Consider the following 26,030-nt stretch of genomic DNA (forward strand, 5'->3'; position numbering starts at 1 on the left):
GCGCTGCACCAAGGAAAGGGCGCTTTGCTGCGTTGCGTTATGGCGTCGTGGCGGCCGGCGATTGCGCACAACGGAACCCGATAGTCGGGGAACGTTGATCCATGGGTGCCCCGCTGCGTGTGGCGGTGCGGAGCATGATCGCATTGCTTCTCCATGACCCGCCGCGCAGGCTCTTGTACCGGCCGCTGGTCGGGCCTGGTGGATTACGTTCCGGCATATAGGCGTAGTAATCGAATCCGAACCAGTCCTGCGTCCATTCGGCGACGTTCCCCGCCATATGATGGAGTCCAAAGGGGCTTTTCCCTACTTCGTTCGAATCCACGGCTGCGAGAATAGGGATTTCATGGACGTGGTGCTGGTCGAACATGGCGCGGGTTTGGTCGGGGTCGGCTTGGCCCCAGGGGAAGAGGCCGCCGTCCTGTCCTCGCGCCGCTTTCTCCCATTCCGCCTCCGTCGGGAGCCGTTTGCCCGTTGCGGCGCACAATTCTTTGGCCTCAGTCCAGGTGACATAGAGCGCCGGCCACCGGCTGAGGGTCTCGTCTGTCACGGAGTGAATCGTGATGACGTGCCAGATGAGCTTTTGCAGCTCGTTCGAGGGATGGAGTTTTCGCTGGTGGAGAAACACGAGATATTCGCCGAGGCTCACTTCATCGCGATCGATCGCGTAGGCATCCAGCCAGACTCGATGTTGAGGCAGTTCCGTATCGTCGAACTGCGTCCAATGTCCATAGGGATCGTCGTCGACTCGTTTGCTGCCGAGCAAGAAGTGACCGGCGGGAATGGTGATCACCGGTGACGGCTTGGCCAGAGCCGCGATTCCGGCCAAATGGCGAGCCAGTTCCGGTGACGACTTTGCTCCGGCTCCTTCGGCCTGCTGCTGTCCCGCGATGAGGAGGAGGGCGAATGCAGCTACGAGCCCTGGACGAGAGCAGCGCATCAGGTCTTGTTGGCGGCGGCTAAAGCCTTGTTGATTTCCCCGATGAGGCTCCGCTCGATTTCTGCCGCCTCTTCCGCGCTCACGCTGAGGATGCGTCCACCCTGAGCGAGCTTTTCAAAATCGGCCTTGACGCTGAGTCTGGTGATATTCGAGGGCAAGGTCTGGATCGACACGACATATTGATTCCGGAAGCCCGCGACTTCCAACGAGGCCGGAGGGGAGACTTTCCGCTCCGTGACGTAGACCGCTTTCTGATCGGTCTTGATGCTCACCTTGATGTGGTACCCATGGCGGATGAGGGCCTCTTCCGCCATCTTCGCGACTGCGCTCAAGGGGCGCGGAATGTCGTCAATCTGGGTTCCTTTTTCCTCAACGTGGATATTCTGCGCGATGTGCGCGGCGGCGGTCTTTTGGACATCGGCGCTCAGTTTTTTGGTCTGAGCGACTTGTACCGTCAGATTGTCGGCGGCGACTTTGGCCTCGGCCCTGGCACTCTCAGTCGATTTCTTCGCGTCGCGTAACTCCTGGTTCAGCAGGTCGATCTGTTGCTGCATGACTTTGTTGCCGTCCTGCAGCGAGGTGACCACCGACTCCTGCTTGGCCAGTTGCTTGCGGAGCGACTCATTGTCGGCTTTGAACGGCGAGTCGTCCGGCTTGCACCCACTGGTCACGACACAGAGCGCAATCGTTCCGATCCACACCATCCACTGGTTCAACTTCGGCTTGTTTCGCACAATACGATCCTCCAACGAATGGGTCCGATTATCCACGCTTCACGCTGACTTGTCCACGCCGGAATCCATGAATTGACCCTGTGTCCTGCAGGACGGTATGCTCGATTCATGATGACTCGCCTGGTCCTGCTCGTGATGGTGCTGCTCTGCGCGGATGTGCTGCTCGGTCTGTCGGGAGCGGTCACGGAATCGGATCGCATTCCAGTTGAAGACTACGCGCTCTACGATCAGGTGGTGACGCGCACGTTTCTCACGTCAGCTACGCAGTTGGTCGTGATCGAGCGCCTGACGAGGCTTCGTCTCTCTCCGGATCAGGAGGAGCCGACGACGATCGGCGCCTTTCAGGAGCAGGAGTATTTCGAGGGCGAACTGCCGGCGGATTTGATCCGGGCTTTCATCTCGGTCAATCGGGCATCCAGCCGGCTCGAAGGGCGATTTCACTTTGGGGTCGGCTATCGGTTTGCCACGGGGGATCAGATCGAAGAACCTGAAGTGTCGTTGGCCCGTCCCGTGACAGTGGCCCATGCCAGATCGGTCCAAGCCTTGCCGCGGTTGGAGCGCCTGGCCTTTTCTCGCGTGGCGCGAAACGTCCGCAACGATCAGGCCTTGCAGTATGTCGAAATCCTGCGCCCCGATGGCACCGGAGCGGGATTTCTCGTGTGGTTCCGCCGTCAAGGACAAACCTGGAGGTTGTTCGATACCGCCGTCGCGTGGACCATCCAGATTGAGGAAGAGAACGAGCAAGAGCAAGAGCCGGAAGGCGAACCGAACCTTGCGCCCTGAGGGGCGAGAACGAGAGCATGCGACGATGATTCCGCCGATGATCCGAAAAACATTTTCCGTCCCGCCTCTCGGCTGCAATTGCTCCATCATTGGCGATCCGGTGACGAAACAGGCGATCGTCGTCGATCCCGGCGGCGCGCATGAACGAATCTTGCGCGAGGTGCAGCAGCTCGGTCTAACGGTCACGCATATTCTCCACACCCATGCCCATTTCGACCATTTTCTCGCATCCGGAGAAATGAAGAAGGCGACGGGGGCGGCGATCTGCCTGCATCAGGACGATCTTGAGCTCTGGAAGAATCTTGAAATACAATGTCAGATGTTCGGCGTGGCCTATGTGCCGGTTCCGCTGCCGGATTATTGGATCAAGGATGAAGAGAAGCTGTTGGTCGGCCAGATGTCTGCGGTCGCCATCCATACGCCGGGCCACACGCCCGGCTCCATGAGTTTTCATTTCCCGAACGACAACATGGTTGTCGCCGGCGACACGCTCTTCCGCGGCAGCATCGGGCGGACTGATCTCTGGGGCGGGAATTTCGATGCCATCGAGCAATCGATTCGAGAACGGCTCTATACCCTGGCTGACACCACGAGGGTGGTGACGGGGCATGGACCGGAAACTGAGATCGGAGTGGAAAAAGAGACGAATCAGTTTTTCCGTCTTTAGTAGAACGCTGAAAAGTCCTGCCAGCTTCGTTCTCGGCTCATCGAAATCCTCAACGTGCCACTGAGGGTACGCCTCCGGTTTCGATTCACCTGCGGCCTCGCTGGACAGGATTTTTGAGCGTTCTACGGGAGAGCTTTTCTTCTTGGGCCGCATCTGCGGCTCACCGAAGGCGAGAGACTTGTGAGGAACTATTCTTTTTCCATCCTGATGCGAAGCCGTTCGAGGCGTTTCTGGGTGGATTGTTTGATGAAAGTCATGTTCTCCGCGAGGTGTTGTTGGGCGTTGATTTTGCCTTCCTCGCGCCGCTTCAGTTGGGCCAGTCCAAACTGTGAGATCGAGGGGCCGTCCTCCTGGTTCAACTCTTTCCAGACCGCTGCACATGTGGTCTGCTTGGTCGAGGGATATTTGTCGCAGGGCGGGTCGACAGCCCATGCGCTGCTCCAACTCACTCCCAGGAGCATTACAGCCAACAGCAGTGCAGTCATCGTCTGTGTCCTCGCGATATAAATGGATCTTCGCAGCTCGCCTCACGATAGCACAACGCAACTGGTCTTGCAGACGATCGCCGCCTATGAACGGTCCGCAACGGACTGTCTTGCCCGGTGGAGCAAACGACGGCATCGACAACCGCCGTTACTGGCCGATTGGCTGGCGCATCTGCCTGTCGGTGCGAGATTGCTGGATCTCGGTTGTGGGGGCGGGCAGGATGCAGGCGAGCTTCGGAAGCGTGGGTACCGCGTTGTGGGGTTGGATCGTACCAGGGCGTTGCTCGCAGCGGGACGATGCCGAGATCCTTCGTTGCCGTTGGTCCTGGCCGATCTCCGTCAGCTCCCATTTCAAGCCATGTCGTTCGATGGCCTCTGGGCTGCCGCTTCGCTGATGCACCTTCCGAAACCGGTTGCACGGCTGGTCCTGACCGATCTGTGCAGGCATGTTCGTCCAGGCGGCTTCTTGGCCGCGACGGTGACCTATGGCATGAAGAGCGGCATCGTAACGGATGGATGGGTTCCCGGTCGCTATTTCGCTCGTTGGAAGAAGGACGAACTCGCTCGTGCGATTCGCCGAGCCGGATGGGAAATTCTTGAATTGCGGGTGGTGACGAACTGCGAGCGTAAGGGCCGGTGGCTGAATCTCCTTGCGCAGAGACTAGGCTAGCTCGGTCGGCTATTTCGATGTGGATGGCGCAGATTCTGCACGGCGTTCAAGCGTCAGATAGATCTTGTCGTCGAAGGTATAGTAGCCGCCCTGGTCGATGTCGTTCATGATGCAAATGGGTGAAAAGAAAATAAAGCAGCCGAAGATGTCGCCGAGGACCCACCAGGACCAGGTGCGATCGATTTTGAACGAGGTCGGTTCATAGCCCTCCTTGTTCACCTGCGCGAGGTGGTTGCCTTTGCGGCTGAGCGTGACGGTGCCTGGCGCGGTGAGGTGCAGATAGTCGTCGATAACGACGGTGGTTTCCGGCGGGTTGGTGAAAATGGTGACGGACTGCTTGTCGGAATGCATCCAGGTTCCGCAGCCCGAGAGCCCTCCGATGAGGGCGCAGAGGACGAGCCCACCGTGCCACCGTTTGCCGTGCCGCATCGTTCACCCCATTGAAATGTTCATCGCTTCGTTCACGTCGTGGAGGGTTGCTTTGGCGACTTCGCCGGCCTTGCGGCTGCCCTCGGTCACGATGTCGTTCAGATATGCGGGATCTTTGCTCAGGACCGCCCGCGCGTCCCACATCGGCGTCATCCGTTCCACGACTCGATCGGCCACAAGCTTCTTGCAGTCGATGCAGCCGATGGCAGCGGTCCGGCATTCCGTATTAATCTGCTCCTGAATCATCGGCAATGAAAATATTTTGTGAAAATCGTACACGGGGCAGAGGTCCGGGTTTCCTGGGTCATGGCGCCGGACACGAGCGGGATCGGTGACCATCGTCTTGAGTTTTTGGCGCACGACCGGTTCGGTGTCGGAGAGATTGATCGTGTTGCCGTAGCTCTTGCTCATCTTCCGGCCGTCCGTGCCGAGCACTTTCGGATACTTGGTCAGTTGTTCCATGGGTTCCGGGAACACCGGTTTGTAGAGGCCGTTGAAGCGGCGGGCCAGCTCTCTGGTGAGTTCCAAATGCGGGAGTTGGTCTTTCCCTACCGGTACGAAATCGGGCTTGTAGAGGAGGATATCCGCGGCTTGCAGGACCGGATAGCCGAGAAATCCGTAGGTGGTCATGTCGCGATCTTTAATCTCTTCCTGCTTTTCCTTGTAGGTCGGGTTTCGCTCCAGCCAGGAGACGGGCGTCATCATCGAAAGTAAAAGATGCAGCACTGCATGTTCCGGAATCCTCGATTGCACGAAGACCGTCGCTTTCGCAGGATCGATGCCCGCGGCCAGCCAGTCGATCAATAACTCCCGGACGAATTCACGGATGCGACTGGTGTCGGCATAGTTCGACGAGAGGGCATGCCAGTCTGCGACGAAGAAATAGCATTGGTAGTCGTTCTGAAGGCCTTTCCAGTTCTCCAACGCGCCGAGATAGTTGCCGAGATGGAGCAGCCCGCTCGGCTGCATGCCGCTGAGGACTCGTTTCTTGGGTGACGTCATGGTGTATTTCCTGTGCCGAGACCGACGGCGGTGGAGAGAATCGTGTTGGACAGACTATTGGTCAAGGTGCCGGTGACGGTATGGATCAGGTGGATTTGTGGATCCAAGATGATCAATCCCATCAGGATGAACATGCCATAGGGCTCCGCGCGCATGAGGGCCATCGCTGCCGTGGGCGGGAGCAGACTGGTGAGAATCCTTCCGCCATCCAGGGGCGGCAGCGGCAACAAGTTGAAGAGCATCAAGAGCACGTTAATCAAGACGGAGTAGACTGCCATCACGGCGATAGGCAGTAGCAGTTTGCCGCGCCACGTGTCCGGCGAACTGGCCTCTCCCGACGCGGCCCAGTAGTCTCCGACTGTGGGCTCGATCGACAGGAGGATGGCGAAGAGCAGGGCGCTCACGATGGCCAGCGCGAGATTCATGGCCGGGCCTGCGGCTGCGACGAGTGCCATATCGCGACGTGGTTGATGCATGCAGCGAGGGTCGACGGGGACCGGTTTGGCCCACCCGAGGAAGAAGCCTCCCGGTATGGCCAGGCAGATCAGCGGCAGGATGATAGTGCCGAATGGGTCGATATGTGCCAGCGGATTCATCGTGAGCCGGCCTTGGAGTTTGGCGGTTGAATCCCCGCAGCGATAGGCGACCCAGCCATGGGCATATTCATGCAAGACCATGGCAAGGAGGAGCGGGAGGCCCATGTACGAAAGCGTGTGGAGGATTTGCGGTAAAGAATTCATCGGATAGGGCTTTCTCAGTTTACCTGAAGAAATCGGCCTCGTTTGACTTGCATGAGGAAGAGCGGTCGATTCAAGGTCCCGTCCGGTCCAAACGCGGCTGGACCTGTGAGGGACGCGAGGTCCGGTTGGGTCAACAGTTGATCGCGGACGGCTTCGCCGGAGGTTGCGCCTTTTCGGATGGCGTCGATCACGAGTTTTGCGGCGTCATAGCCCTGTGCGGCGAAGAGGGTCGGGCTGGTTTGAAATCGTTTCTTGTATCGTTCGACAAAATCCTGCACCCCGGCGTTGGGGCTATCCACAAAGAAGCCGTCGACGAACACGGCACCGTCGATCGATGAATCGGCCGTGCGGGCGAAGTCCGGCGAGTTCCATCCATTGGTGCCGAGGAAGGGCACTTTCATGTCGTGGAAGTTGATCTGGGCCGCGATAAGCCCGGCGTCGGCTGCACGGCCAGGAATAAAGACCGCATCGAAGCCTGGCGTGTAGAGAATCCTCCTGTCCATCTTGGTCAGTTTTCCGGTCAGCTTGGTCTGATCCACCGGCACGGACAAACCATACCGTTTGAGATCTTCGGCTTTCATGCGCTTGAGCTGCGCACTCACGTCGGCCTCGCCCTCTTTGTAGGATTCGATGGCGATTACCTCCCCTTCATGCTGGCGTACCTCTTGGGCGAACAGTCTGGCCAATTCGCGGCCGTAGGCCGTATCGGGATGCAGGATGCAGAATCGCCGGAAGCCTTGTTCCCCGATGGCATAGGCCGCGATGCGTTTGGCTTGGAGCTGATACGTGAGCGAGGTGCTGAAGACATAGGAGCCGAGCCGCCTGACGTTGGGGACGGTCGCTGTCGGCGTGATCAGCGGGGTATGGGCTCGTCCGGCCAGTTCAGCCATGACTGGTAAATGTTTGGACAAGAGCGGGCCGATGACGGCGAGGAGGCGATTGTTGCTCAGGAGTCCGGAAAAATCGTCTAGAAATGACGCGCGATCGGATTCAGAATCCTTGACGATGAGACCGATCGAAGGGACGCCGGCCTTGTCTTTATGCGCTTCCATGGCCAGCTGAATGCCGTTGAGAGTTTCGGTGGCAAAGGGAGCGAGTTTTCCCGAGAGCGGCAACACCGAGGCGATGAAGAACTGATGGGCCATGAGTTTGGCTTGGAGCGTCGTGAGCAGCTCTGAGGTGCCGGCCGCCTGCGGGTGTGTCGGGAAGCTGGAAAGAAATTGCTGGATTTGCCGGACGGCCTGGTGTTCTTCGCCTCGGCCGATATAGACCTCGATGAGGCGGAGCGAGGCGAGATCGCCGGGAAAGCTGCGAGGGAAGGTTTCCCGGATTCGTTCGAGAGGCTTGCGGTCCGTTGTTTCGTTGACGAACTCGCGGATACGCGTCCTCGCGTCTTCCGCTTGGTCCTCGGTGCCCAACGCCATTTCATCGAGCCAGGCCTGGATGGCATGGATGGTGTCTTTTTTTTGCGCGTAGAAATCTCCACTCAGGCGCAGGGCTTCGCGTCTGGTGACGTCATCTTTTGAGAGGGTGCGGAGACTGGTCAGAATGGGGAGCGCCAGGTCGAGGTTGCCCATTGCCGCATGGGTGCGGGCCTGCAGGATCTTGCCGCGGTCTGAGACCTCGGACTCAGGAAACTCCGTCTGTAGTTGCTGCAAGTATTTGAGGGCCTCACCATACTGTTGCGACCCATAGAGGGCTGCGCCGAGCAGGAGATAGGTATCGTCGAGCAGGTCGGGTTTCGGAGCGGTCGTCAGGAAACGACGAAGGAGGGTGATGGCTTCCTCCGCCCGTTCTGTATCGATCAGGCGTTTCGCTTGGGTCAGGGTCGGATGGCTCGCTGTGGCCGGTGTTCCCGTTTGGGCATGGACCGCAGGGCTAAATGCGAACCCTATTGGCCAGAGTAGGACGCAGGCAAGGGCGAGCGCCGGACACCGGCATGCCAAGAGGGGCGAGATGCGCTGTGGGGGCGTCGCGATCAACGGGCGGGCCATGGGCTCCTAGAGGGGGTAACGGACTTGTAGCACACAGGTGACTACTATCGGAAACCTTGTGGGGGTGTCAAGGTAAGTCCTCTATGGCTCGTTGTGTTCATGCGCGTGATTGGCTATCATCGAACCGATGATGTTGGCCCCGCTGGTCGAGCGATATTTGCGCCATCTTCGAGTAGAAGGTGGTCTCTCCGTCAACACGATCGAAGCCTACCGACGCGACCTGAGTAAGTTCCATGCGTATGTGCATCGCACCGGCGCCGTAGGGCTACAACCGCTTACGCCGGCGATGTTGACGGGATTTCTTCGTTCGTTACAGGAGGCCCGATTGTCTCGTGCCTCCTCCGTCCGCTGTCTGTCGGCAATCCGCGGATGGTTCCGGTTTCTGGTGCAGGAACGAATGATTGAGGACCGTCCTGCCATCAGTTTGCCCGCGATCACTCGCGGCGTGCGTCTGCCCAAAACTCTGACGCAGCAGGATGTCACCGCGTTATTGGATCTGGCCGCAATCCCTACTCTTGAAGACCGGCGTGATCGTGCGATGGTGGAGTTGCTCTATGCGACAGGGCTGCGCGTATCTGAATTGGTGACGGCTGAAGTCGCACAGGTGAATCTTGATGTCGGCTATCTCCGGGTCACGGGCAAGGGGTCGAAGCAGCGTTTGGTGCCGATGGGAGAAGGGGCCAGGCAATTGCTGCAGGAGTATGTGGGGGCAGCGCGGCCGCAGCTCCTCAAGCAACGGACTTCGCGGTATCTGTTTGTCTCAAGACGTGGGGGGCCGCTGACGCGGCAAGGGTTTTGGAAACTACTACGAGGGCGTGCGCAGCGAGCAGGGATCACCCAGGTGATTTCACCGCACATGTTGCGGCATTCGTTTGCCACGCATCTGCTCGAAGGCGGGGCCGATCTTCGTTCCGTGCAGGTCATGCTCGGCCATGCCAATATCGTGACCACGCAGATTTATACACATGTCGAACGGGGACGTCTGAAGCGGGTGCATGACACCTGTTTTCCTCGGACGAGCCGGAGGCCTGGACAGAAAAGATAACCGAGAGAAGCTTCGATTCATGGTATGGTGTGGAGCTGGTGATGGCTAAAAAATGCAAGAAGAGTGCGAGATTCGGTTGACATGGGGAAGTGGACTTGGTAGCATCCCGCCCAGCTTGTTAAGAAAATCGGGCGGATAGCTCAGTTGGCAGAGCGCCACCTTTACACGGTGGATGTCGCAGGTTCGATCCCTGTTCCGCCTACCAGGGAATTGCTGGGATAAGGGGACAGGATAGATACGATACGAAGCATTAAGAACTTCAGACGGGACCAACCGCTAGATATCGTCTTGTCATTTACATCTTCCGCTATACGTTGAGTTTCGAGGGGCCGTCGTTCAGCTGGTTAGGACGCCAGATTGTCAATCTGGAGGTCGCGGGTTCAAATCCCGTCGGCCCCGCCAATTTTCTCCGGTGAGTGTGTGGACTTCGTAGGCAGGAGGGTGAGTACTTCCTAGAGTCGGGAAAGGTTATCGCCGCATGTTTCAGACAGGTCTATCCGGACTGGTCGGCTCGCTTGGTTCGGTGTCAAAAATCGTTCTCTTGCTCCTGCTCGTATTTTCCGTCATTTCCTGGGCTGTAATTTTCTCTAAATGGCGAGCCTTCCGCATCGCCGATCGAGAGGATCGGCGGTTTCTTGCGCTCTTAGCCAAAACACACGACCTCGATGAGTTGTATCGGCAAGTTCGGCGAATCGAGGGGAGTCCCAGTGCTGCTGTGTTCGAAGGTGTGATGGAGCGTGTGGGACCTGGGCGCGCCGAGGGGCGGAACGGCTCCAGTGCGGGACCGGTGGATCAGCATGTAATCGAGCGGACGGCAGCCCATCTCGGGCAAAGCCAGCTCTCGCGGCTTGAGACCTATCTCCCCTTTCTTGCCACAACGGGAAATATTACGCCATTTGTCGGACTCCTCGGGACCGTGATGGGAATCATCGATGCGTTTCGTGAGATCGGCACGCAAGGAACCGCCAGTATTTCCGCTGTCGCGCCTGGCGTGGCGGAGGCCCTCGTCGCGACGGCAGCGGGTCTGTTCACCGCCATTCCCGCCGTTATCGCCTATAATTACTTTCTTATCCGGATTCGCAATACGGCATTCCGGTTGGATTCGGTAACCCTCGAGCTGTTGGCCTCCCTCGCGACTACTGCATCCAAGTCGAAACCTGCTCCGGTCGGAGCTCAAGGATGACCCTTGAGTCTCGGCACCGCCGGTTTCTGGCCGAAATCAATGTGATCCCTCTCGTCGACGTGGTCCTCGTCCTGCTGGTGATTTTCATGGTCACGGCGCCGATGCTGTATCGAGGGATGGATATCAAGCTGCCGACCTCTGCCACGAATACGATCAAGCCGGAAATGCGTACGGTGCTCACGATCGAAAAAGACCAGCGGCTCTATCTCGACAAAGATCCGGTCGGCGTGGCTCAGCTGGAACAGAAATTGAAGCTGTTGAAGCGGGACCACCCCGATGTGTCGCTCTATCTGAGGGCGGATCGCGATGTGCCCTATGGTATCGTGGTTCAAGTGATGGACGGTGTGAAAAAAGCCGGCATCGAGAAGATCGGGATGGTGACGGAGCCGGCCGGTCCCGAGCATGTGACCGCGCCGCAAGTCCCGCGTCTGCCGCCGCGAAAGAATTGATGCACCGTGCGTAAGGGGGCTGGTTGTTATGACGTCCCAGACGTCGGTCCAGTCGAGTCTGTGGTTCGACCAGGACGAATCCGGTATGAACGCTCGCCTCAAGCGAACGCTGGCGTTGTCGTTCGGCCTGCACGTCGCGCTGTTGCTTGTGATCACCGGGCTTAGACTTCCATCACAAGGTGAGCGCCCGCTGACGTCGGTGGAAGTGTCGCTGGTCAGTCTGCCGGCACCTGTGAGGCCGGCCGAGCCGTCGAAGCCGGTTGAGTCAGTGAAAACTGCAGATCCGAAGCCGGTCCCTGCGCCATTGGTTAAGACGATGACCGCACGAGCTGCCCCTTCCGTTGCGCCTCCTAAGGGCGAGGTAAGGAGGGATTTGCTCCGGGATCTTCAGCTCCCGCCGGATGCACCGAAGTTCGGCGATTTGAGCCCTGCAAAAAAAATAGCAGCTCAATCCCAGCAGGCGGCGAAGGTGAAGGCCTTCGATATTCCACGTGTTCCCGATGTGGCGCCGGACCCGGATGCCAAGCCTTTGCAGCGGTCTTCAGTCAGCGACGATTTGAATCGTGAACTGGAAGAAGAGTTGAAGAAGATTAAGCAGTTTCAGCCTGCCGCGAAGCTGGATATCCTGAAAGAGGTGAAGCCGAGCGAGGCGCAAGTGAAACCGGCTCCTCAGCAAGAGGCAAAAGTTTCGTCGGTGAAGACCCCGGATACGGCGCTGAAGATTTCCGGTACGACCGGGTCGAATCCCTATTGGGCTCGCGTGCAGGCTGTCATCAGCAGTCATTGGGAGCCGCCGCCGATCGATATGGCAGGACAGGCCTATACCATGGTTGTGAAGTTTCGGCTCCAGCGGGATGGGACGATCAAGGACGTGGTTGTGCAACAGTCGTCAGGGAATGCCTACTATGATCTGGCAGGCCAGCGGGCCGTGCTGAAGCCGCGTATGGTGCCGGCTTTTCCTGCCGATATGACAGACAGTTATAAGGATGTCGAGATGGTCTTTCGAGTGGGAGAATCGGCCGGATGACACAAGTGAAATTGATCAGTGCGTTGGTCGGCGGGCTGCTGCTGATTGCCGGTGCGATCGGTATTCTGGAGTCCGGCGCGGCAGATGTCTTCCTGGAGGCCACGCGCCCGGACTTTCAGAAAATATCGCTGGCGGTCGCGGGGATACAAAATGCCGGCGGCCCCGATTGGTTGGGGGGACGGATCGAAGAAGTCCTCAAGAAAGATGTCAAACGCTCCCTGGTCTTTGATTTGTTGGATCTGCCCAGTCTTGGGATTAAGACGTCTGCTATCGGTAACGGGACGGAAGCCGGCTCTAAGGCCGTATTTAAGCAGGCAGCCGAGAAGGGTGTCTCGGTGCTGGTCTGGGGAAAAGCGGGCCTGAAGGAGGCGGACAAAGATGCCGACGTGAACATGGAAGGCTTCGTCTATGACAGCGGCAGCGACGAAGTCGTGGGGGGCAAGCGGTATGCAGGATCCCCCTCGGTGGTGCGGCTGATGGCGCATCGATTTGCCGACGAGCTCGTGTTTCGGTACACGGGCGAGCCTGGTATTGCGCGGACGAAGATTGCCTATGTGGCCGAACATGGGTCTGCCCGAGAGTTGTTCGTGATGGATTATGATGGATATGATACACGCCAGTTGACGGCCGATGGATTCCTGAATCTTATGCCGCGATGGTCTCCGGATCGCCGGTTTCTCGTGTTTACGGCCTATCGCAACCGGAATTCACAGGACATCGATATGATTGAGTTGGCGACGGGTAAGCGATGGACCGTGATTTCCCTGGGGGGGCTGAATATCACTCCGGCGTTGTCTCCTGATGGAAATTTTCTGGCGTTTGCCTCCAGCCACGAAGGCAATTCGGAACTCTATCGGTTGGATACCAGGACGAAAGCGATCCAGCGCCTGACATCAAATCCGTCCGGCGACTTGTCTCCCTCCTGGTCTCCGAACGGGAGAGAGCTGGTGTTTGTGTCGGATCGAGGGGGCGGGCCGCAGTTGTTCCTGATGGGGGCGGACGGTTCGAACGTGCGTCGTCTGACGTTTGAAGGCGACTATAATGCGGCGCCGGTCTGGTCACCGCGCGGCAACTGGATTGCCTATGTCTGCCGGGCTCGTCGGGAGTATAAGCTCTGCCTCATTTCGCCCGACGGACAGAAGCGGATGCAATTGACGACAGGACCGGGCGTCGACGATTCACCCTCCTGGTCTCCGGATGGCCGGCATCTGGTGTTCAGTTCGACGTCCGATGGCAAGAGCCACATTTATATGATCAATGCCGATGGGAAGGATATCGAGCGGCTGACCTTTGAGGGGACGCACAATAGCGCCCCTTCCTGGTCCCCGGCATCGTGAGAGGGCCCGTACGATTTCAGCAAGTGAGTACACGCATATCAACGATTGAGATGACTTATATAGAAAGAGGAGAAGGATTTATGAAGAAGACGTTGTGTGCCTGCGGCGTGACGCTCGTGGCGAGCCTGGCGTTGATGAGTATGTCGGGCTGTTCCAAGAAGTCTGTGCAATCGGGCGGTGATTCCCAGGCCACTCAAGGCATGGCAAAGGGAGGAAGTGCAGGAAGTTCAGATAGCTCGAAGTCCGGGGTGGGCAGTTTCCCGGACACGAGTCTTCAGTCCAGTGGGGGAGGACTTCATGGGATCAACAAGAATCCTTCGGAAGAGCGAATCGGTGGCGGTACGTTGTTGGCAAAAGCCGATCCTTCCGGCAGCGACGGGCGGCAAATGGATGAGATCCGTGCCGAGCAAGCGGCTTCGGCCGCAGCAGGCTTGCGAGATGTATTTTTCGGCTACGATAGCTGGACCATTTCCGAGGATGGGCGCCAAGCGCTGGGCCGCGACGCCGAATGGATGAAAAGCAATGCCAGTGCGCAGGTCAAGGTCGAAGGGCATTGCGACGAGCGCGGGACCTCTGCCTACAATCTCGTCCTCGGGGAAAAACGGGCGAAAGCGGCGCGGAATTATCTGGTCGAACTCGGTGTCGGCGCCAATCGTTTGTCCGTGGTGTCGTATGGGAAAGAGCGGCCTTCTTGCAATGAACGTACGGAGGCCTGTTATCAGCAGAACCGGCGCGGACATCTTGCGTTAAAGGCCGGGAAGTAAGCGGTATGCTCGTTGTTGTGATGGGTAGGGCTCCGTTGTCCGTGAAGCAAGTGCAGGGAATTCCTTTATCATAGTGGGTGAAACGATGTGGAACCATTCGGATACAAGGGGAACCTGGACGACGATCAGTCTCATCTGTGCGCTGCTGTCTGCCGGTTGCGTTGCGCAACAAGCGGATCTCAAGCAGACAGAAAAGAGTCTTCAGCGCAGCATCAAGCAGACGAGCGATGAGTCGGCGCAGACCCGTGCACGACAGAGTCAGGAAATTTCGGTGCTTCGGGAGCAGGAGTTGCCGCAGTTGCGTGGTGAATTGGAGCGGGCATTGCATCAGGCCCAGGAGCTCCAGGGTAAGCAGGAGGACTTGAAGCAACGTTCGGCGATACTTGAACAGCAAACCAAGAAATTGGAACACCTGGCGGGGAAACTGGACACAGAGAACGCCAATCGCTATGCGCAGGTTCGCGAAAGCCTGAATGCACAGGATGTGAAGACCAAAGGGGATCGTGACCAGTTCAGGACCGAGATGAACAGCCGCCTCGACGACGTCAATAAGCAGATGGAGATTCTGCGAAAAGAATTGATCGAGGCGGTGCAGAAGACCAACGGCGCACTCATGAAGAATGTGGATGCCCGTCTTGAGGAGCAGCGCAAGGCTGCGGCGGACAGTCAAAACCGCCAGGACCAATTGGCCGCCAAGTTCGCGCAGTTCAGTCAGTCCTTGACGGGGTTCAGGGATTCGTTGACAGGATTGAGCGAGCGGGTTGGTCAAGAAGAGCAGACGAATAAAGCCTCGACTGCCCATATCAACGAGATGAATAAATCCGTGACCAGTCACTTAGGCGAGGTCAATAAGAGCGTTGCGTCTGTTGCGCAGAAGTTCGCAGCTCGTTTCGATGAGCAGGACCGCCGTCTAGATGCCCTCTCCACAGCCGTCGATCAGGCGGCCCAGAACACACATGTGCGTGGAGGAAACAAGGCTGGTGCTCGTCAGCCAGCGTCGAAGACGTCTCCTCGATCGGCGCCGATGCTGTCGTCCGATACCGCAACAGTTGAGCCGGTTGCGCCGTCGGCGGCACTTCCTGTGCAGACCGAGGCGGCGGCATCAACAAGCGAATCCGAGGAGTCGCCGCGTCCACAAGTTAGCCAGAACGTGGAGCATGCCGACAAGCTTGAGTACGAACGGCTGCTGGCCCTCTTTCGTGATGGGAACCTCGATGGAGCCCGGCAGGGATTTGCCGCATTTTTACGTGACTATCCAAGCTCGGATCTCTCTCCCAACGCGCGGTATTGGCTGGGTGAGTCGCATTACGGCAAGAAGGATTATCGGCAGGCGATCGATTCGTACGATCGTGTCGAGCTGGATTTTCCCCAGAGCGAGAAAGTCCCGGCAGCGATTTTGAAGAAGGGCTATGCGTACTTGGCGATGAAAGATAAGAAGCGCGCCTCTTCGGCCTTCAAACAGGTGGTGACGTTGTATCCACGGAGTCCGGAGGCAGGTAAAGCGTCCGATAAACTATCCCAGTTGAAGGAGTCGCGATAACCGTGATGCGCAAGAACATACAGTGTGTAGGGTTGGTGGTGATGCTGTGGCTCGGTGGCTGTGCGAAACATGCTGACTTTGTCGAGTTACGTGATAATTTGTCGACGGTGTCGAAGTCGCAAGATCAGGATCAAAAACGGTTGGATGCTCTGCAACGACGGTTGGAGTCGCTGGAACGGGTGAAGGATAGCGAATCGGGCAAGTCGAAGGGCGATCCGAAAATCGATGAGTTGTCTGCGCGGGTCCAAAAGTTAGAAAGCCGGATGGCTGCCAAACCAGAGGAGATACCGAGTGCACCGGCTGCGCCCAAGATGGAACCGGCTCCAGGAGAGCCGGTCCGTCCCTCCAAACCGCAGAAGCCCGCGTCGGCATCGGATGTGCCGACGATGATGCCCGGTGTCCCGACGATTACCCCGACGTCGGCGTTCAATCTGGCGTACAACGATTATCTCAATGGGAAATACGATCTTGCCGTGGCGGGCTTTCAGCGATTTGTGAAAGACTTCCCCGGCACGTCGCTGACGCCGAACGGTTATTACTGGCTGGGCGAGTCGTCCTATCAGCAGAAAGACTATGTGCGCGCGATCCAAGCATTCGAGTATCTTACGACAGAGTTTCCGGGCAATGAGAAGGTGCCGGCAGCGCTCTTTAAGTCGGGACTTGCGGCGGGCGAGACCGGAGATCTCGTGAAATCGAAGAAGCATCTCAAACGCGTCATCGAAGAGTTTCCTACGTCGGACGAGGCGAAGTTGGCCAAGAGCAAGCTCGCAGAAATTCGATGACCGGACGGTTCTCAAAACCGTTCGCCGGCGCTCCCTTGTTGCCGGCGTCCCCTGGAGCCTAGCCCCATGCCCGCGGCCAGTTGCACCGCTAAAATCCAGGTTCTTCCAGACGATGTAATCAGCCGCATTGCGGCCGGCGAGGTCGTCGAGCGCCCTGCCGCCGTCGTCAAAGAGCTGCTGGAGAATAGTCTCGATGCCGGCGGCCTGCATATCACGATCGATGTGAAAGATGGCGGACTTGCCCTCATTCGTGTGACGGATGACGGAGAGGGCATCAGCCGTGCGGACCTTCCCCGTGCCTTCGAGCGGCATGCCACCAGCAAGCTCCGGTCAGATCGGGATCTGGCTACGGTGACGACGATGGGCTTTCGCGGCGAGGCCCTTCCGAGCATCGCGTCCGTGTCTCACGTGCTGGTGACGACGTCGACTAGGCAGGATACGGTGGGCGCACAGCTCACCCTGATCGCAGGCGCGGGCAGCGCAATTCTCGACGCGCCTGCCGTACCTGGCACCAGGATCGAAGTTTCCAACCTGTTTTTCAATCAACCGGCGAGAAAGAAGTTCCTCAAGACGACCACAACTGAGTTTTCCCATATCAATCATGTCGTGCAGCTCGCAGGTCTGGCCTGGCCGTCGGTGCACTTTCGTCTCACCCATAACGGCCAAGAGATCCTCAATTACCCCGCGGTGGCGTCGGATCGGGATCGAATCCTCCAAGTCTATCGCCCGGCGTTTCTTGACCGAACCATTGAGGTGAGGGGCCGGGCAGGGGGCCTCGCGATTCGCGGCGTCATGGTCGATCCTGTTCATGCACGGTCCTCGAAGATGCCGCAGGAATTGTTTGTGAACCGGCGTCCGGTCCGTAACGCAACCGTCTTTCATGCGGTCATGGACGGGTATGGATCGTTTCTTCCCAAGGGATCACACCCGACGTTCGTCCTCTTTTTGGATATCGAGCCGGATCGACTGGATGTCAACGTACATCCCACGAAAAAGGAAGTCCGTTTTGCGGACACAGAATCGCTCCATCAGTTGGTGCGCCAGTCCATCCGTCACGCACTCGGGGGGGCCGAACGGACGGCCATAGTGGGTCTCACGCCGACAGGGCAGTCGGAGAAGGCCACGGAGTTCGTTTCCACGGTCGGGCGAGAAACTCCCTCCTTTCAGGGTTCTCATCAGGCGGCATCGCTATCAAGCGCTACGCTGGATTTTAGAACTCCTTCGAATGACGCGGTCCCTCGATCAGGCAGCATTGAGGGCAGTCAGTTGGCGTTCGCCCATGAGTCAGTGGCCGATTATCAGCGGACAGGGAAACCTCATATCGTCCCGTTTGGGCAAATTCGTCAGACCTATCTCGTGGCGCAGGTGGGCGAAGAACTCCAAGTGATCGATCAACATACGGCGCACGAGCGGGTCCTTTTTCAACGGCTGTGGCGGGGCTGGCAAAGCCGGAACATTCCGTCGCAGCCGCTCTTGATTCCGGAGCCGATTGAGCTGTCAGCCATCCAGAGCACGTTGTTACTGAAGCGGGGTGATGACCTGGAGAAGCTCGGCCTCTTGATTGAGCCGTTTGGTGCCACGGCTGTGGCGATTCGCGGCGTGCCGGTTGGCCTTGGCAAGGTGGATGTGCCGGCATTGGTGCAGGATCTGCTCGACGATGTGACCGAATGGGACAAGGCTCCGTCGTTGGACTTGCGAGTACAGCCCGTGCTGGCGTCTCTCGCCTGTCATGGGGCGGTGCGGGCCGGACGAACCATGGCGCTTCCCGAGATTCAACAGTTGATTCAGGATTGGATGGAAGAGGGCTTGATCACGACGTGCCCGCATGGGCGCCGCACCGCGTTTCGCCTTTCGACCGATGAACTCGCCAAGTTGTTCGGTCGGGTCGGATGGACATGATGGCTACTCCGACTCGGGCGATACATCGGCTGTCTGACATACAGGTCTGGTGTAAGCCTGTGGTTGTGATTCTTGGACCGACGGCTGTGGGGAAGAGCCGTGTTGCGGTCGAGGTCGCGAAGGCGTTCGAGACGGAGGTGCTCACGGCAGATTCCCGGCAAGTCTATCGCGGGATGGATATCGGGACGGACAAACCGGCTCAGGAGGAGCGCCAGGAGGTTCCTCACCGTCTGATCGATCTCGTCAATCCCGATGAACCGTTTAATGCAGGACTGTATCGCGGTCAGGCGGTCGATGAGATAGATCGTCTCTATCGGGATCACCGTCTTCCCTTAGTGGTGGGTGGCACAGGGCTCTACGTGCGGACCCTTCTCAAGGGCTTGTGCGATGCTCCACCGGCCGATCCAATGCTGCGGGCGGCCTTGAGGCAGGAGGCAAAGGAGCAGGGGCTCGATCGCCTCTACGCGCGACTCATAGGCGTTGATCCTGTGGCGGCGGCTCGGCTGCATCCACGGGATGAATCGAAAGTCATTCGCGCGTTGGAGGTGTACCAACTGTCTGGACGTCGCATGTCGGAGTTTCAGCAGGAGCATGCATTTGCCGAACGGCCATTTTGTGCGTTGATCATCGGTCTGAATCGCGACCGCGATGTGCTGTATCGGCGCATCGAGGAGCGAATCGATTGGCAACTGGCTCATGGTTTGATAGAAGAGACGACACACCTTCTCTCCCTGGGGTATCAGCGTGAGAGCTCGGCGATGAAGGGCTTGGGGTATCGACAGGTGGCCGAACACTTGGCCGGTGAGTACGATGCGGCGGAGATGGTGCGTCGCTTCAAGCGGGATACGAGACATTTTTCCAAGCGACAAATGACCTGGTTTCGAAAGGAGCCGGGAGTGCAGTGGCTGGCGATCGAGAATTCTGACTCTGTCGCGCACACGGCTGAGTTGGTGATTGGGCAGGTCGAGCGATTTCTTCTGACACTTGAGGGCCAGGCATGAGACGACAGGGACTGGGTACGCGTGCAGACATCGGGATCATTGGGGGGAGCGGGCTCTACGATATCGAAGGGCTTCGGAAGGTGAAGGAGCTCGCAGTGAAAACCCCCTTCGGCGCTCCTTCCGATAAGGTGGTCCTCGGCGAGCTGGACGGAATTCGTATTGCATTTCTCTCACGGCATGGCCGAGGCCATCGGATCAATCCGTCCGAAATTAACTACCGTGCGAATATCTATGCCCTGAAGTCGCTCGGGGTGAGTCGGGTGATTTCTGTGAGTGCCGTTGGGAGCATGAAGGAGTCGATCAAGCCGGGAGACGTGGTGTTGCCCGATCAATTCATCGATTTCACCAAGCGGCGGGTGTCCACCTTCTTCGAGGGAGGGATTGTCGCGCATGTGGCATTCGGCGATCCGGTTTGTGCCTCGCTTGGTGCGGCCTTGCTGGAGGCGACCCGCGCGGTTGGCGCCACGGTGCATCAGGGAGGGGTCTATCTCTGCATCGAAGGGCCGCAATTTTCGACGAAAGGGGAGTCCCGGCTGTATCGTCAATGGGGTGCGAGCGTCATCGGCATGACGAATCTTCCTGAGGCCAAGCTGGCACGCGAGGCAGAGCTCTGTTATGCCACGGTGGCCTTGGCGACCGATTACGATTGTTGGCATGAGACGGAAGAGGCCGTCACTGTCGAAGGCATCCTGGCGACGCTTCGCCAGAATGTCATGCTGGCCAAGCAACTGTTGCGGACGGTGATGCCTGCGGTGGCCGCCGTCACCTCGTGCCGCTGTCAGCGCGCGTTACAGGATGCCATTATTACGGCGCCGGATCGGATGCCGGTCGCGCTCAGGCGGAAGCTGGCGTTGTTGATAGATCGGGCTGTTCCAGTGAAGAAAGGAACTCGGTGAGCTATGGGGAAGTTGCTTGTGGTCGGGTCGGTCGCGCTGGATACGGTGAAGACACCCTTCGGAGAAGTCAGTGAGGTGCTGGGAGGGTCGGCCACCTATTTTTCGACTGCGGCCAGTTACTTTACCAGCGTAGATCTTATCGCTGTTGTGGGGGAAGACTTTCCTCCGCAGCATCTGGCGTTTCTCAAAAGCCGTGGCATCGATGTGACGGGGTTGGAGCAGCGGCCAGGAGAGACCTTTCGCTGGAAAGGAGAATATACACATCAGCTGAACGAAGCGCATACGCTTGATACGAAGCTCAACGTCTTCGAAACGTTTCGTCCCAAGATCCCTGAGGCCTACCGATCCCCGGATCTTTTATTCTTGGGCAATATCGATCCGGAGCTCCAGTTGGATGTCTTGCAGAAGCTTCCGCGCCCGCCCCTCGTCGCGTGCGATACGATGAATTTCTGGATCAACGGCAAGCGAGACGCGTTGTGGCGGGTCTTGGAGAAGGTCGATATCCTCATCATCAACGATGGGGAGGCTCGGGCACTCGGCGAACATACGAATCTTGTGAAGGTTGCACAGAAAATACTGGCCCGCGGGCCCAAGCATCTCATCATCAAGCGTGGAGAATATGGGGTCTTGATGTTCAATCAGAAGCAGATGTTTGGGGCTCCGGCCTTCCCGCTTGAAGATGTGCGTGATCCAACCGGTGCCGGGGATACCTTTGCCGGAGGATTTTTGGGCTACCTGACGGCGACCGGCAATCGTTCAGTCGAGGCATTTAAACAGGCCATTATCTTCGGGAGCGTGATGGCGTCATTTACCGTAGAAGCCTTTAGTCTTGACCGTTTGCGAATCCTGGACTACAAAGAGGTGCAAGACCGTTTTCGAGCCTTTAAGCAGTTGACCCATTTCGAGGACATTTCGTGACGAATATGGTTTCCATCGTTCCCATGGTTCGAGTACGGGTCTGTTCGCTGGTCGCCTTGGGTCTGGTGATCGGATGGCTGCCAGGCTGTGCAATTTCTGACGAGTCGATGCAGAAATCAAAAGGCTATTACCAGGAAGGTATTGCGAGCCTGGAATACGATCAGCAGAAGGCCTATGTCTCGTTTCAAAAGGCGTTGAAGCTCAATCCCGACAATAAGGAAGCACGATATGGGCTCGGCCATATTTTAGCGCTGCAGGGGAAATTGCCTCAAGCGGAAGAAGAGCTCAGGGCTGCGACAGCGCTCGATGAGAATTACTCAGAGGCCTACACGTATCTCGGGCAGGTTCTGCAGAAGCAGGGGCGATGGCGGGACGCGATCGCAGCATTTCATCAGGCGTTAGCCAATCCAGTCTATACGACACCGGATCTGGCCCGATTCCATCTCGGTCGGTCGCTGACTCATGAGGGTGACTATCAAGGCGCGATGGAAGCGTTCGAAGATGCCTTAGTGGTCAGTCCGCCGAATGTTCCCCCCGCCTTGCTAAATTTGGAGCTGGGACGGGCCTATCACAAGCTTGGATTCGAGCGACGTTCAAAAGACGCGCTGATCAAGGTGACGACACTCGATAAGGGCGGCGAGTATGCCGCAGCCGCGAAAGAACTGCTGACACGGCTCAAGCCGTAGAGAGATATCTATGGAATCGATTGGCGAATTTTTCAAACAGGTGCGAGAGACCAAGGGGCTTACGATCGACGAGGTCGCGGCCAAAACGCGAATTCGAACCGATTTTGTGAAGGCGTTGGAAGATGGGAATTTCGCCAAGCTGCCGGATCAGGTGTTTGCGCGAGGATTTGTCCGGTCCTATGCCAGGTCTCTCGGCCTCGATGAGGAGGATGCGATCCACCGATTCGTGCAATCGGCTGGCGCCTTTTACGACAAGCAAATCGAGCGCGAGCGTTTGAAAGTCAGGCAGGCGGAGGAGGAGCGGAAGCGGCAATCGAATCGAAAGGCTGTTGCAGTTGCCATCGGTATCGCGATTTTCACGCTTATTTTTCTGTTGAGCCGTGAGCAGTCGTCGCTCTTGGTTCGTCGGTCGAGCTCAGATCTTCCGGCTTCTTCCTCCAAGCGGACCATCCAACCGTCTCAGGAAACTCAGGCCGTACCGCCGCCAAGCCCGCAGGCAGAAGTGGTGCCTCCATCAGCTCCTAAGCCAAAATCCGTGGAGTCCCCTCTCGTGCCAGCCAAGACAGGTATGGGAAGTACTGTTGGACCAGTAGCTGGAGCCGTGCCCTTGACGTCATCGATGCCCGAGTCGACCACCCCTGTCCCCTCCTCGTTGGGAAGCGATGGGCCATTGGGAGGGATTTCTCTCGAAGGGACCGGGGTCACGGACGGACAGTTGGTGTTAGATCTTGAGGCGACTGAACTCAGTTGGGTCGTGGTCCAAATCGATGGGGGGAGCCCGCAAGAGGCCTTGCTTAGGCCAGGTGAAAAGGGCCGATGGAAGGGGCAGGATCAGTTTATCCTGACGTTGGGTAACGCTGGAGGAGTGAAAGCCGAGCTCAATGGCAAGCCACAAAAGCCATTCGGCCCGAGTGGTAAAGTCGCTCGCGATATCGTGGTCAAGCGCTAACGGTCCTCAAGGTGCTGCCTTTTTTATTGGTTCATCCCATTCATATCTCGGTTCAGTGAGAGACGGACGTAGCTGACGAGAAGCTGCGAGTCTTCGGCATACTCCATCGATTGATGGGGCATCGCAGTAGGGACTGAGGCGCAATGGTGTCACCATTTTTAAGCGTCCAAGATTTTAGGGGTCGCACCTGTCCTAACTAGCTGGAATATCATGCATCATAGAATGTGTGCTCTGGCACGAGCTTTGAGTAGTGTCTGGTAGAACGAACGATCGCCAGTGGAATCAACGTGAGTATGAAGTGAGGCGCGAGGCCGTGAAAAATTCTCGGAGCGGGAAGGGGTCGGTGTCGAGCTGGAATGCTTGACATGGGTGGAAGGCCGTTGTTATATTCCCCGGCGTTTTGTAGACTTTACATGAATCTTTGAGTCAGAGGCCGAGTTCACGTGCGGTTAAACACAAAGGAGGACGTCTGATGGGGTATTTCGCTAAGTTCCTGGGAATCAGCGCAGCGCTGATGATGTTGTCGGTCTCAGTGGTCGGAGCTGAAGAGCGCGAGCCGCTGAAGCCCCGCGTTCCGGCGGATCAGATGAGCGATGCAAAGGCGATGAAGAATCCGGTGGCTGTAACTCCTGAGAGTATCGCCAAAGGAAAGGCGTTGTTTGAGGGCAAGGGCACCTGCTTCAACTGTCATGGCAAAGAAGGAAATGGCCAGGGCCCAGCCGGTGCGATTTTGAACCCGAGCCCCCGCGATTTCACGAATTGCAAGTTCCACAAGAAGCGGAAAGATGGCGAACTCTTCTGGGTGATCAAGAACGGCAGTGCAGGCACGGGGATGGTCTCCCTGATCCCGGCCGCGATCAACGAAGAAGAAGCCTGGACGATCATCAACTATGAGCGGAGCTTCTGCAAGGGCGAGTAATTTCGCTGGAGCGTGAGTAGTGTAGGAGGGTGGAGGAGCGAATCCTCCACCCTCCTTTTTTTTCGCTGATCGCGCCATCCCTATTTCGTCGAGCCTGTGCGGAAGAGCAACGCCGCATCTCACGCGTGGTGGCCATGCATGGGCCGTGAGCATGACGCCCTGAACAGTATGTCGAGTCATGTCTGGGTCTGATGGCTGGTAAGGCGTACGACCGCTTCTAGCGAGCGACCGTTCCCTGGATCGAGGCTGGCTTGGTCAATATCAGGGCAGCAGACGGATCGGTTGAGCGGAGGGGTGGAGCAATCACAGGGCGTTGCTCCTGGCTCATGTGGGTCTTGGAGGCCCACAATACCTTTTGGCTGAGATAGGCCACCGTTTCGCCGAGCGTCACGTCGCCATCCCGATTCGTATCGGCCTCGCCGCGCAGTGCCCGCAGCAGATAGTAGGTGAAGAGCCCATGCCGATGCTCGTCGTCTTCTAACCCACGTCCGATCCCGCTGATTCCAATGACACGGAGCGTTGAGTTTCCAGTGGGGTTCCATTGGGGGAGGACGGGCTTGGTTCGGCTATCCGGTCCCATGCGCGAGACAATCCCATCAAACAGAAACACCGTGTGCTTCGCTTTGAGGCGGGAGAGCGCTGCCTCCAAGTCCTTGAGTGGGTAGGCTCGTGAGGTGCTTGTCGCGGTCCCATCGTATGGCACCAGGAATATGTCTCCCGTCGAAGAGACCGAGGCCAGGCCGGCGAAATAGATAATGACGACCGCATCCTTGCTCATGTGAGGCGGCAACCAATCCAACAGGGCTTCGTCGATATCAGGACGGAGCGCCTTCCAATCTTGTAACAGTCGAACATTGGAGGCCGGTAAGCCGCCGAGGGATTGAAAATAGGTTGAGACCATTTCAGCATCCAAGGAGGCAAACTTGCGAGAGGGGACTTGCTGGTCTCGATAGGACCCGATCCCAATTGAGAGCAAATAGGTATGGGGTTGATGAAATCCGGCGGTCACAGCAGGGATCTGATCCACGTCGTCGGCTTTGATGCCAGTGGGTTGAATCGACAGGGTCAGGGTTTGAGGCGGCGGTTGAGTCTTCTCTCCTGATTCAGACACGGCCACCTGGAGCTCGGCCTTCTGCTGTTGGACGGCTTGCGGCAACGTCGCCACAAATTCGATCGAGCGGGATTGGCCCGGTTGCAGTCGTCCGACCGCCAGCGTGGTGGCCGGAAATTGGGCGAGCAACGAGGCGGTTCCCGTTACAGTCGCCGTGACACCCTGAAGCTCCAGCTCTCCTCCGTTTACGAGATCGATGCGGACTCGAATCCGCTCGCCTCCCTCAAAAACTAAATTACTGTTCTCGTCCAGCACGGTGGCCTTAAACGAAAGTGCCGAAGGAATGCCTTTGGTCGGTAGAGTCGTTGTTGGTGTCGCAGGTCTGGTTGGTGAGGCTGCCATTGTGGCGGGTGCCTGGCCAGCAGCCCCGGTCATTTGGGTCCTGGCTGCTCGAATGAATTGCGTCGCGAGGACGACCCCGGCGTCATGTACGAACTCCCCCATGTTGCCGTAGTCGCAACGGCGCTGGGTTGGTTCCAGAATGAGGCGTTGGTTGTGCGTGATCGAAATGGCTTGTTGTCCCAGCTCTTTTCCCGTGGCATTCTTAAAGGTCAAGAGCGCTTCGAGAACCATGTCGGCTGGCACGCGGTCATAGACATTGTCCGCCCAAAGTTTGAGGCCTGAGCGTTGGAGGGTGACCAGGATTTCGGTGTCGGGTGGAGTTGGCGCGGCCACTCCCCCGGTGACGGTGACGGCCGTAAAGTTTTGGGCCGCAGCATCGATGAGGGTAGATTCCGTTTCCTCTCCCACGTTGAGCTCATGTGGGCTATTGCATCCATCCGTGTACTGCATCTTGAGGTTGGTGAGGGAGGGATCGAAAGTCAGCTTGACGGAGTTTGCCAAACGCGGACCCATGTCCGGCAACGGGGTTCGACGAAACCCCGACGTCAGTTTCTCACATCCCCATAGTCCGCCCACGGTTATCAGGAGACAGAGGAGAATGGCCCATTGTTTCGTGAGCCGTCGAGGTGGAGCCGGTGAGTATTGTGCGATGACCATAGTTGGGGAGTGGTGCCTGTCGTGACCGGTTTGGCTAGAGGAATTCAAGCTCTGCACCGTACCGAAATGTCAGACTGAATGCAA

General features: G+C 57.8%; 26 protein-coding genes and 2 tRNA genes. 20 read left to right on the top strand and 8 right to left on the bottom strand.

The annotated features are described in order from the left end of the window. Positions 1–37: 37 nt before the first annotated feature. Together Q8N00_06265 and Q8N00_06270 are read right to left on the bottom strand one after the other, a co-directional pair. Positions 38–937: a formylglycine-generating enzyme family protein gene (locus tag Q8N00_06265; protein ID MDP2382390.1), complete on the bottom strand. Its 900-nt coding sequence runs from the start codon at positions 935–937 to the stop codon at positions 38–40. Beyond that, complete coding sequence (locus tag Q8N00_06270) at positions 937–1,707, bottom strand: hypothetical protein (GenBank protein MDP2382391.1); 771 nt, start codon at positions 1,705–1,707, stop codon at positions 937–939. The genes Q8N00_06265 and Q8N00_06270 overlap by 1 nt, the downstream gene beginning before the upstream one ends. A gap of 72 nt (positions 1,708–1,779) precedes the next feature. Here Q8N00_06270 and Q8N00_06275 point away from each other — a divergent pair, with 72 nt between their 5' ends. Continuing rightward, positions 1,780–2,454 (top strand): hypothetical protein, encoded by a 675-nt coding sequence (locus Q8N00_06275; GenBank protein MDP2382392.1) that lies wholly within the window; start codon positions 1,780–1,782, stop codon positions 2,452–2,454. A gap of 25 nt (positions 2,455–2,479) precedes the next feature. Then, the gene (locus tag Q8N00_06280) at positions 2,480–3,121 is read left to right on the top strand and encodes an MBL fold metallo-hydrolase (GenBank protein ID MDP2382393.1); all 642 of its coding nucleotides are present in this window, start codon (positions 2,480–2,482) and stop codon (positions 3,119–3,121) included. Between the two features lie 188 nt (positions 3,122–3,309). Here the strand turns inward: Q8N00_06280 and Q8N00_06285 are convergent, their stop codons facing one another. Further along, positions 3,310–3,606 (bottom strand): hypothetical protein, encoded by a 297-nt coding sequence (locus tag Q8N00_06285; GenBank protein ID MDP2382394.1) that lies wholly within the window; start codon positions 3,604–3,606, stop codon positions 3,310–3,312. Positions 3,607–3,628: 22 nt separating this feature from the next. Between Q8N00_06285 and Q8N00_06290 the strand changes: the two genes are divergently transcribed. Further along, positions 3,629–4,276, top strand: coding sequence for a class I SAM-dependent methyltransferase (locus Q8N00_06290; GenBank protein ID MDP2382395.1), 648 nt, complete (start codon positions 3,629–3,631; stop codon positions 4,274–4,276). Between the two features lie 9 nt (positions 4,277–4,285). Here the strand turns inward: Q8N00_06290 and Q8N00_06295 are convergent, their stop codons facing one another. Genes Q8N00_06295 through Q8N00_06310 form a run of 4 tightly spaced genes read right to left on the bottom strand, consistent with a single transcriptional unit; the run spans position 4,286 to position 8,441 of the window. Then, positions 4,286–4,705, bottom strand: coding sequence for a PEGA domain-containing protein (locus tag Q8N00_06295; protein MDP2382396.1), 420 nt, complete (start codon positions 4,703–4,705; stop codon positions 4,286–4,288). 3 nt (positions 4,706–4,708) lie between these two features. Next, positions 4,709–5,707 carry a tryptophan--tRNA ligase gene (gene trpS / locus Q8N00_06300; GenBank protein ID MDP2382397.1) on the bottom strand — a complete coding sequence of 333 codons (999 nt, stop codon included), beginning with the start codon at positions 5,705–5,707 and terminating at the stop codon, positions 4,709–4,711. Further along, a complete protein-coding gene (locus tag Q8N00_06305) occupies positions 5,704–6,447 on the bottom strand; it encodes a site-2 protease family protein (GenBank protein ID MDP2382398.1) in 744 nt (247 codons plus the stop codon). Before Q8N00_06305 ends, trpS begins: the two co-directional genes overlap by 4 nt. Positions 6,448–6,461: 14 nt before the next feature. Beyond that, positions 6,462–8,441, bottom strand: a complete 1,980-nt coding sequence (locus tag Q8N00_06310; GenBank protein ID MDP2382399.1) for a penicillin-binding protein activator — start codon at positions 8,439–8,441, stop codon at positions 6,462–6,464. Positions 8,442–8,550: 109 nt separating this feature from the next. On the opposite strand from Q8N00_06310, the gene xerD reads away from it, so the two are divergent. The 17 genes from xerD (at position 8,551) to Q8N00_06395 (ending at position 23,836) form a co-directional block, all read left to right on the top strand. After that, positions 8,551–9,486 carry a site-specific tyrosine recombinase XerD gene (xerD, locus tag Q8N00_06315; protein MDP2382400.1) on the top strand — a complete coding sequence of 312 codons (936 nt, stop codon included), beginning with the start codon at positions 8,551–8,553 and terminating at the stop codon, positions 9,484–9,486. A 129-nt stretch (positions 9,487–9,615) separates the two neighbouring features. Beyond that, positions 9,616–9,691: transfer RNA gene (locus Q8N00_06320), tRNA-Val, on the top strand. 120 nt (positions 9,692–9,811) lie between these two features. Further along, positions 9,812–9,888 (top strand) — tRNA-Asp (locus Q8N00_06325). A gap of 76 nt (positions 9,889–9,964) precedes the next feature. Continuing rightward, the gene (locus tag Q8N00_06330) at positions 9,965–10,669 is read left to right on the top strand and encodes a MotA/TolQ/ExbB proton channel family protein (GenBank protein ID MDP2382401.1); all 705 of its coding nucleotides are present in this window, start codon (positions 9,965–9,967) and stop codon (positions 10,667–10,669) included. Continuing rightward, the gene (locus Q8N00_06335) at positions 10,666–11,118 is read left to right on the top strand and encodes a biopolymer transporter ExbD (protein MDP2382402.1); all 453 of its coding nucleotides are present in this window, start codon (positions 10,666–10,668) and stop codon (positions 11,116–11,118) included. Before Q8N00_06330 ends, Q8N00_06335 begins: the two co-directional genes overlap by 4 nt. 28 nt (positions 11,119–11,146) lie before the next feature. Then, positions 11,147–12,145, top strand: a complete 999-nt coding sequence (locus Q8N00_06340) for a TonB family protein (protein MDP2382403.1) — start codon at positions 11,147–11,149, stop codon at positions 12,143–12,145. After that, positions 12,142–13,482: a Tol-Pal system beta propeller repeat protein TolB gene (tolB, locus tag Q8N00_06345; GenBank protein MDP2382404.1), complete on the top strand. Its 1,341-nt coding sequence runs from the start codon at positions 12,142–12,144 to the stop codon at positions 13,480–13,482. The genes Q8N00_06340 and tolB overlap by 4 nt, the downstream gene beginning before the upstream one ends. Positions 13,483–13,562: 80 nt before the next feature. After that, on the top strand, positions 13,563–14,246 hold the full coding sequence (gene pal, locus Q8N00_06350; GenBank protein ID MDP2382405.1) for a peptidoglycan-associated lipoprotein Pal: 684 nt from the start codon (positions 13,563–13,565) through the stop codon (positions 14,244–14,246). 85 nt (positions 14,247–14,331) lie between these two features. Further along, positions 14,332–15,786: a tol-pal system protein YbgF gene (gene ybgF / locus Q8N00_06355; protein MDP2382406.1), complete on the top strand. Its 1,455-nt coding sequence runs from the start codon at positions 14,332–14,334 to the stop codon at positions 15,784–15,786. A 5-nt stretch (positions 15,787–15,791) separates the two neighbouring features. Next, complete coding sequence (gene ybgF / locus Q8N00_06360) at positions 15,792–16,568, top strand: tol-pal system protein YbgF (protein MDP2382407.1); 777 nt, start codon at positions 15,792–15,794, stop codon at positions 16,566–16,568. Between the two features lie 66 nt (positions 16,569–16,634). Further along, positions 16,635–18,467 carry a DNA mismatch repair endonuclease MutL gene (gene mutL / locus Q8N00_06365; protein ID MDP2382408.1) on the top strand — a complete coding sequence of 611 codons (1,833 nt, stop codon included), beginning with the start codon at positions 16,635–16,637 and terminating at the stop codon, positions 18,465–18,467. Then, positions 18,464–19,468 (top strand): tRNA (adenosine(37)-N6)-dimethylallyltransferase MiaA, encoded by a 1,005-nt coding sequence (gene miaA, locus Q8N00_06370; protein ID MDP2382409.1) that lies wholly within the window; start codon positions 18,464–18,466, stop codon positions 19,466–19,468. The genes mutL and miaA overlap by 4 nt, the downstream gene beginning before the upstream one ends. After that, complete coding sequence (gene mtnP, locus Q8N00_06375) at positions 19,465–20,364, top strand: S-methyl-5'-thioadenosine phosphorylase (GenBank protein ID MDP2382410.1); 900 nt, start codon at positions 19,465–19,467, stop codon at positions 20,362–20,364. Before miaA ends, mtnP begins: the two co-directional genes overlap by 4 nt. 3 nt (positions 20,365–20,367) lie before the next feature. Continuing rightward, positions 20,368–21,282, top strand: coding sequence for a PfkB family carbohydrate kinase (locus tag Q8N00_06380; protein ID MDP2382411.1), 915 nt, complete (start codon positions 20,368–20,370; stop codon positions 21,280–21,282). A gap of 5 nt (positions 21,283–21,287) precedes the next feature. Next, complete coding sequence (locus tag Q8N00_06385; GenBank protein MDP2382412.1) at positions 21,288–21,968, top strand: tetratricopeptide repeat protein; 681 nt, start codon at positions 21,288–21,290, stop codon at positions 21,966–21,968. 10 nt (positions 21,969–21,978) lie between these two features. Continuing rightward, the gene (locus Q8N00_06390; GenBank protein ID MDP2382413.1) at positions 21,979–22,917 is read left to right on the top strand and encodes a DUF4115 domain-containing protein; all 939 of its coding nucleotides are present in this window, start codon (positions 21,979–21,981) and stop codon (positions 22,915–22,917) included. Between the two features lie 472 nt (positions 22,918–23,389). Then, complete coding sequence (locus Q8N00_06395) at positions 23,390–23,836, top strand: c-type cytochrome (GenBank protein MDP2382414.1); 447 nt, start codon at positions 23,390–23,392, stop codon at positions 23,834–23,836. Between the two features lie 217 nt (positions 23,837–24,053). Here Q8N00_06395 and Q8N00_06400 read toward each other — a convergent pair whose 3' ends face one another. Next, complete coding sequence (locus Q8N00_06400) at positions 24,054–25,946, bottom strand: hypothetical protein (GenBank protein ID MDP2382415.1); 1,893 nt, start codon at positions 25,944–25,946, stop codon at positions 24,054–24,056. Between the last annotated feature and the right edge of the window lie 84 nt (positions 25,947–26,030).

The sequence above is a fragment of the Nitrospirota bacterium genome, assembly GCA_030684575.1.
GTDB lineage: Bacteria > Nitrospirota > Nitrospiria > Nitrospirales > Nitrospiraceae > Palsa-1315.

Excerpts from the sequence above, each read along its gene's own strand:
- Q8N00_06265 (MDP2382390.1), bottom strand. The coding sequence starts at position 937 with ATGCGCTGCTCTCGTCCAGGGCTCGTAGCTGCATTCGCCCTCCTCCTC.
- Q8N00_06275 (MDP2382392.1), top strand. The coding sequence starts at position 1,780 with ATGATGACTCGCCTGGTCCTGCTCGTGATGGTGCTGCTCTGCGCGGAT.
- Q8N00_06280 (MDP2382393.1), top strand. The coding sequence starts at position 2,480 with ATGATTCCGCCGATGATCCGAAAAACATTTTCCGTCCCGCCTCTCGGC.
- Q8N00_06285 (MDP2382394.1), bottom strand. The coding sequence starts at position 3,606 with ATGACTGCACTGCTGTTGGCTGTAATGCTCCTGGGAGTGAGTTGGAGC.
- Q8N00_06290 (MDP2382395.1), top strand. The coding sequence starts at position 3,629 with ATGGATCTTCGCAGCTCGCCTCACGATAGCACAACGCAACTGGTCTTG.
- Q8N00_06295 (MDP2382396.1), bottom strand. The coding sequence starts at position 4,705 with ATGCGGCACGGCAAACGGTGGCACGGTGGGCTCGTCCTCTGCGCCCTC.
- trpS (MDP2382397.1), bottom strand. The coding sequence starts at position 5,707 with ATGACGTCACCCAAGAAACGAGTCCTCAGCGGCATGCAGCCGAGCGGG.
- Q8N00_06305 (MDP2382398.1), bottom strand. The coding sequence starts at position 6,447 with ATGAATTCTTTACCGCAAATCCTCCACACGCTTTCGTACATGGGCCTC.
- Q8N00_06310 (MDP2382399.1), bottom strand. The coding sequence starts at position 8,441 with ATGGCCCGCCCGTTGATCGCGACGCCCCCACAGCGCATCTCGCCCCTC.
- Q8N00_06330 (MDP2382401.1), top strand. The coding sequence starts at position 9,965 with ATGTTTCAGACAGGTCTATCCGGACTGGTCGGCTCGCTTGGTTCGGTG.
- Q8N00_06335 (MDP2382402.1), top strand. The coding sequence starts at position 10,666 with ATGACCCTTGAGTCTCGGCACCGCCGGTTTCTGGCCGAAATCAATGTG.
- Q8N00_06340 (MDP2382403.1), top strand. The coding sequence starts at position 11,147 with ATGACGTCCCAGACGTCGGTCCAGTCGAGTCTGTGGTTCGACCAGGAC.
- tolB (MDP2382404.1), top strand. The coding sequence starts at position 12,142 with ATGACACAAGTGAAATTGATCAGTGCGTTGGTCGGCGGGCTGCTGCTG.
- pal (MDP2382405.1), top strand. The coding sequence starts at position 13,563 with ATGAAGAAGACGTTGTGTGCCTGCGGCGTGACGCTCGTGGCGAGCCTG.
- ybgF (MDP2382406.1), top strand. The coding sequence starts at position 14,332 with ATGTGGAACCATTCGGATACAAGGGGAACCTGGACGACGATCAGTCTC.
- ybgF (MDP2382407.1), top strand. The coding sequence starts at position 15,792 with ATGCGCAAGAACATACAGTGTGTAGGGTTGGTGGTGATGCTGTGGCTC.
- mutL (MDP2382408.1), top strand. The coding sequence starts at position 16,635 with ATGCCCGCGGCCAGTTGCACCGCTAAAATCCAGGTTCTTCCAGACGAT.
- miaA (MDP2382409.1), top strand. The coding sequence starts at position 18,464 with ATGATGGCTACTCCGACTCGGGCGATACATCGGCTGTCTGACATACAG.
- mtnP (MDP2382410.1), top strand. The coding sequence starts at position 19,465 with ATGAGACGACAGGGACTGGGTACGCGTGCAGACATCGGGATCATTGGG.
- Q8N00_06380 (MDP2382411.1), top strand. The coding sequence starts at position 20,368 with ATGGGGAAGTTGCTTGTGGTCGGGTCGGTCGCGCTGGATACGGTGAAG.
- Q8N00_06385 (MDP2382412.1), top strand. The coding sequence starts at position 21,288 with ATGGTTTCCATCGTTCCCATGGTTCGAGTACGGGTCTGTTCGCTGGTC.
- Q8N00_06390 (MDP2382413.1), top strand. The coding sequence starts at position 21,979 with ATGGAATCGATTGGCGAATTTTTCAAACAGGTGCGAGAGACCAAGGGG.
- Q8N00_06395 (MDP2382414.1), top strand. The coding sequence starts at position 23,390 with ATGGGGTATTTCGCTAAGTTCCTGGGAATCAGCGCAGCGCTGATGATG.
- Q8N00_06400 (MDP2382415.1), bottom strand. The coding sequence starts at position 25,946 with ATGGTCATCGCACAATACTCACCGGCTCCACCTCGACGGCTCACGAAA.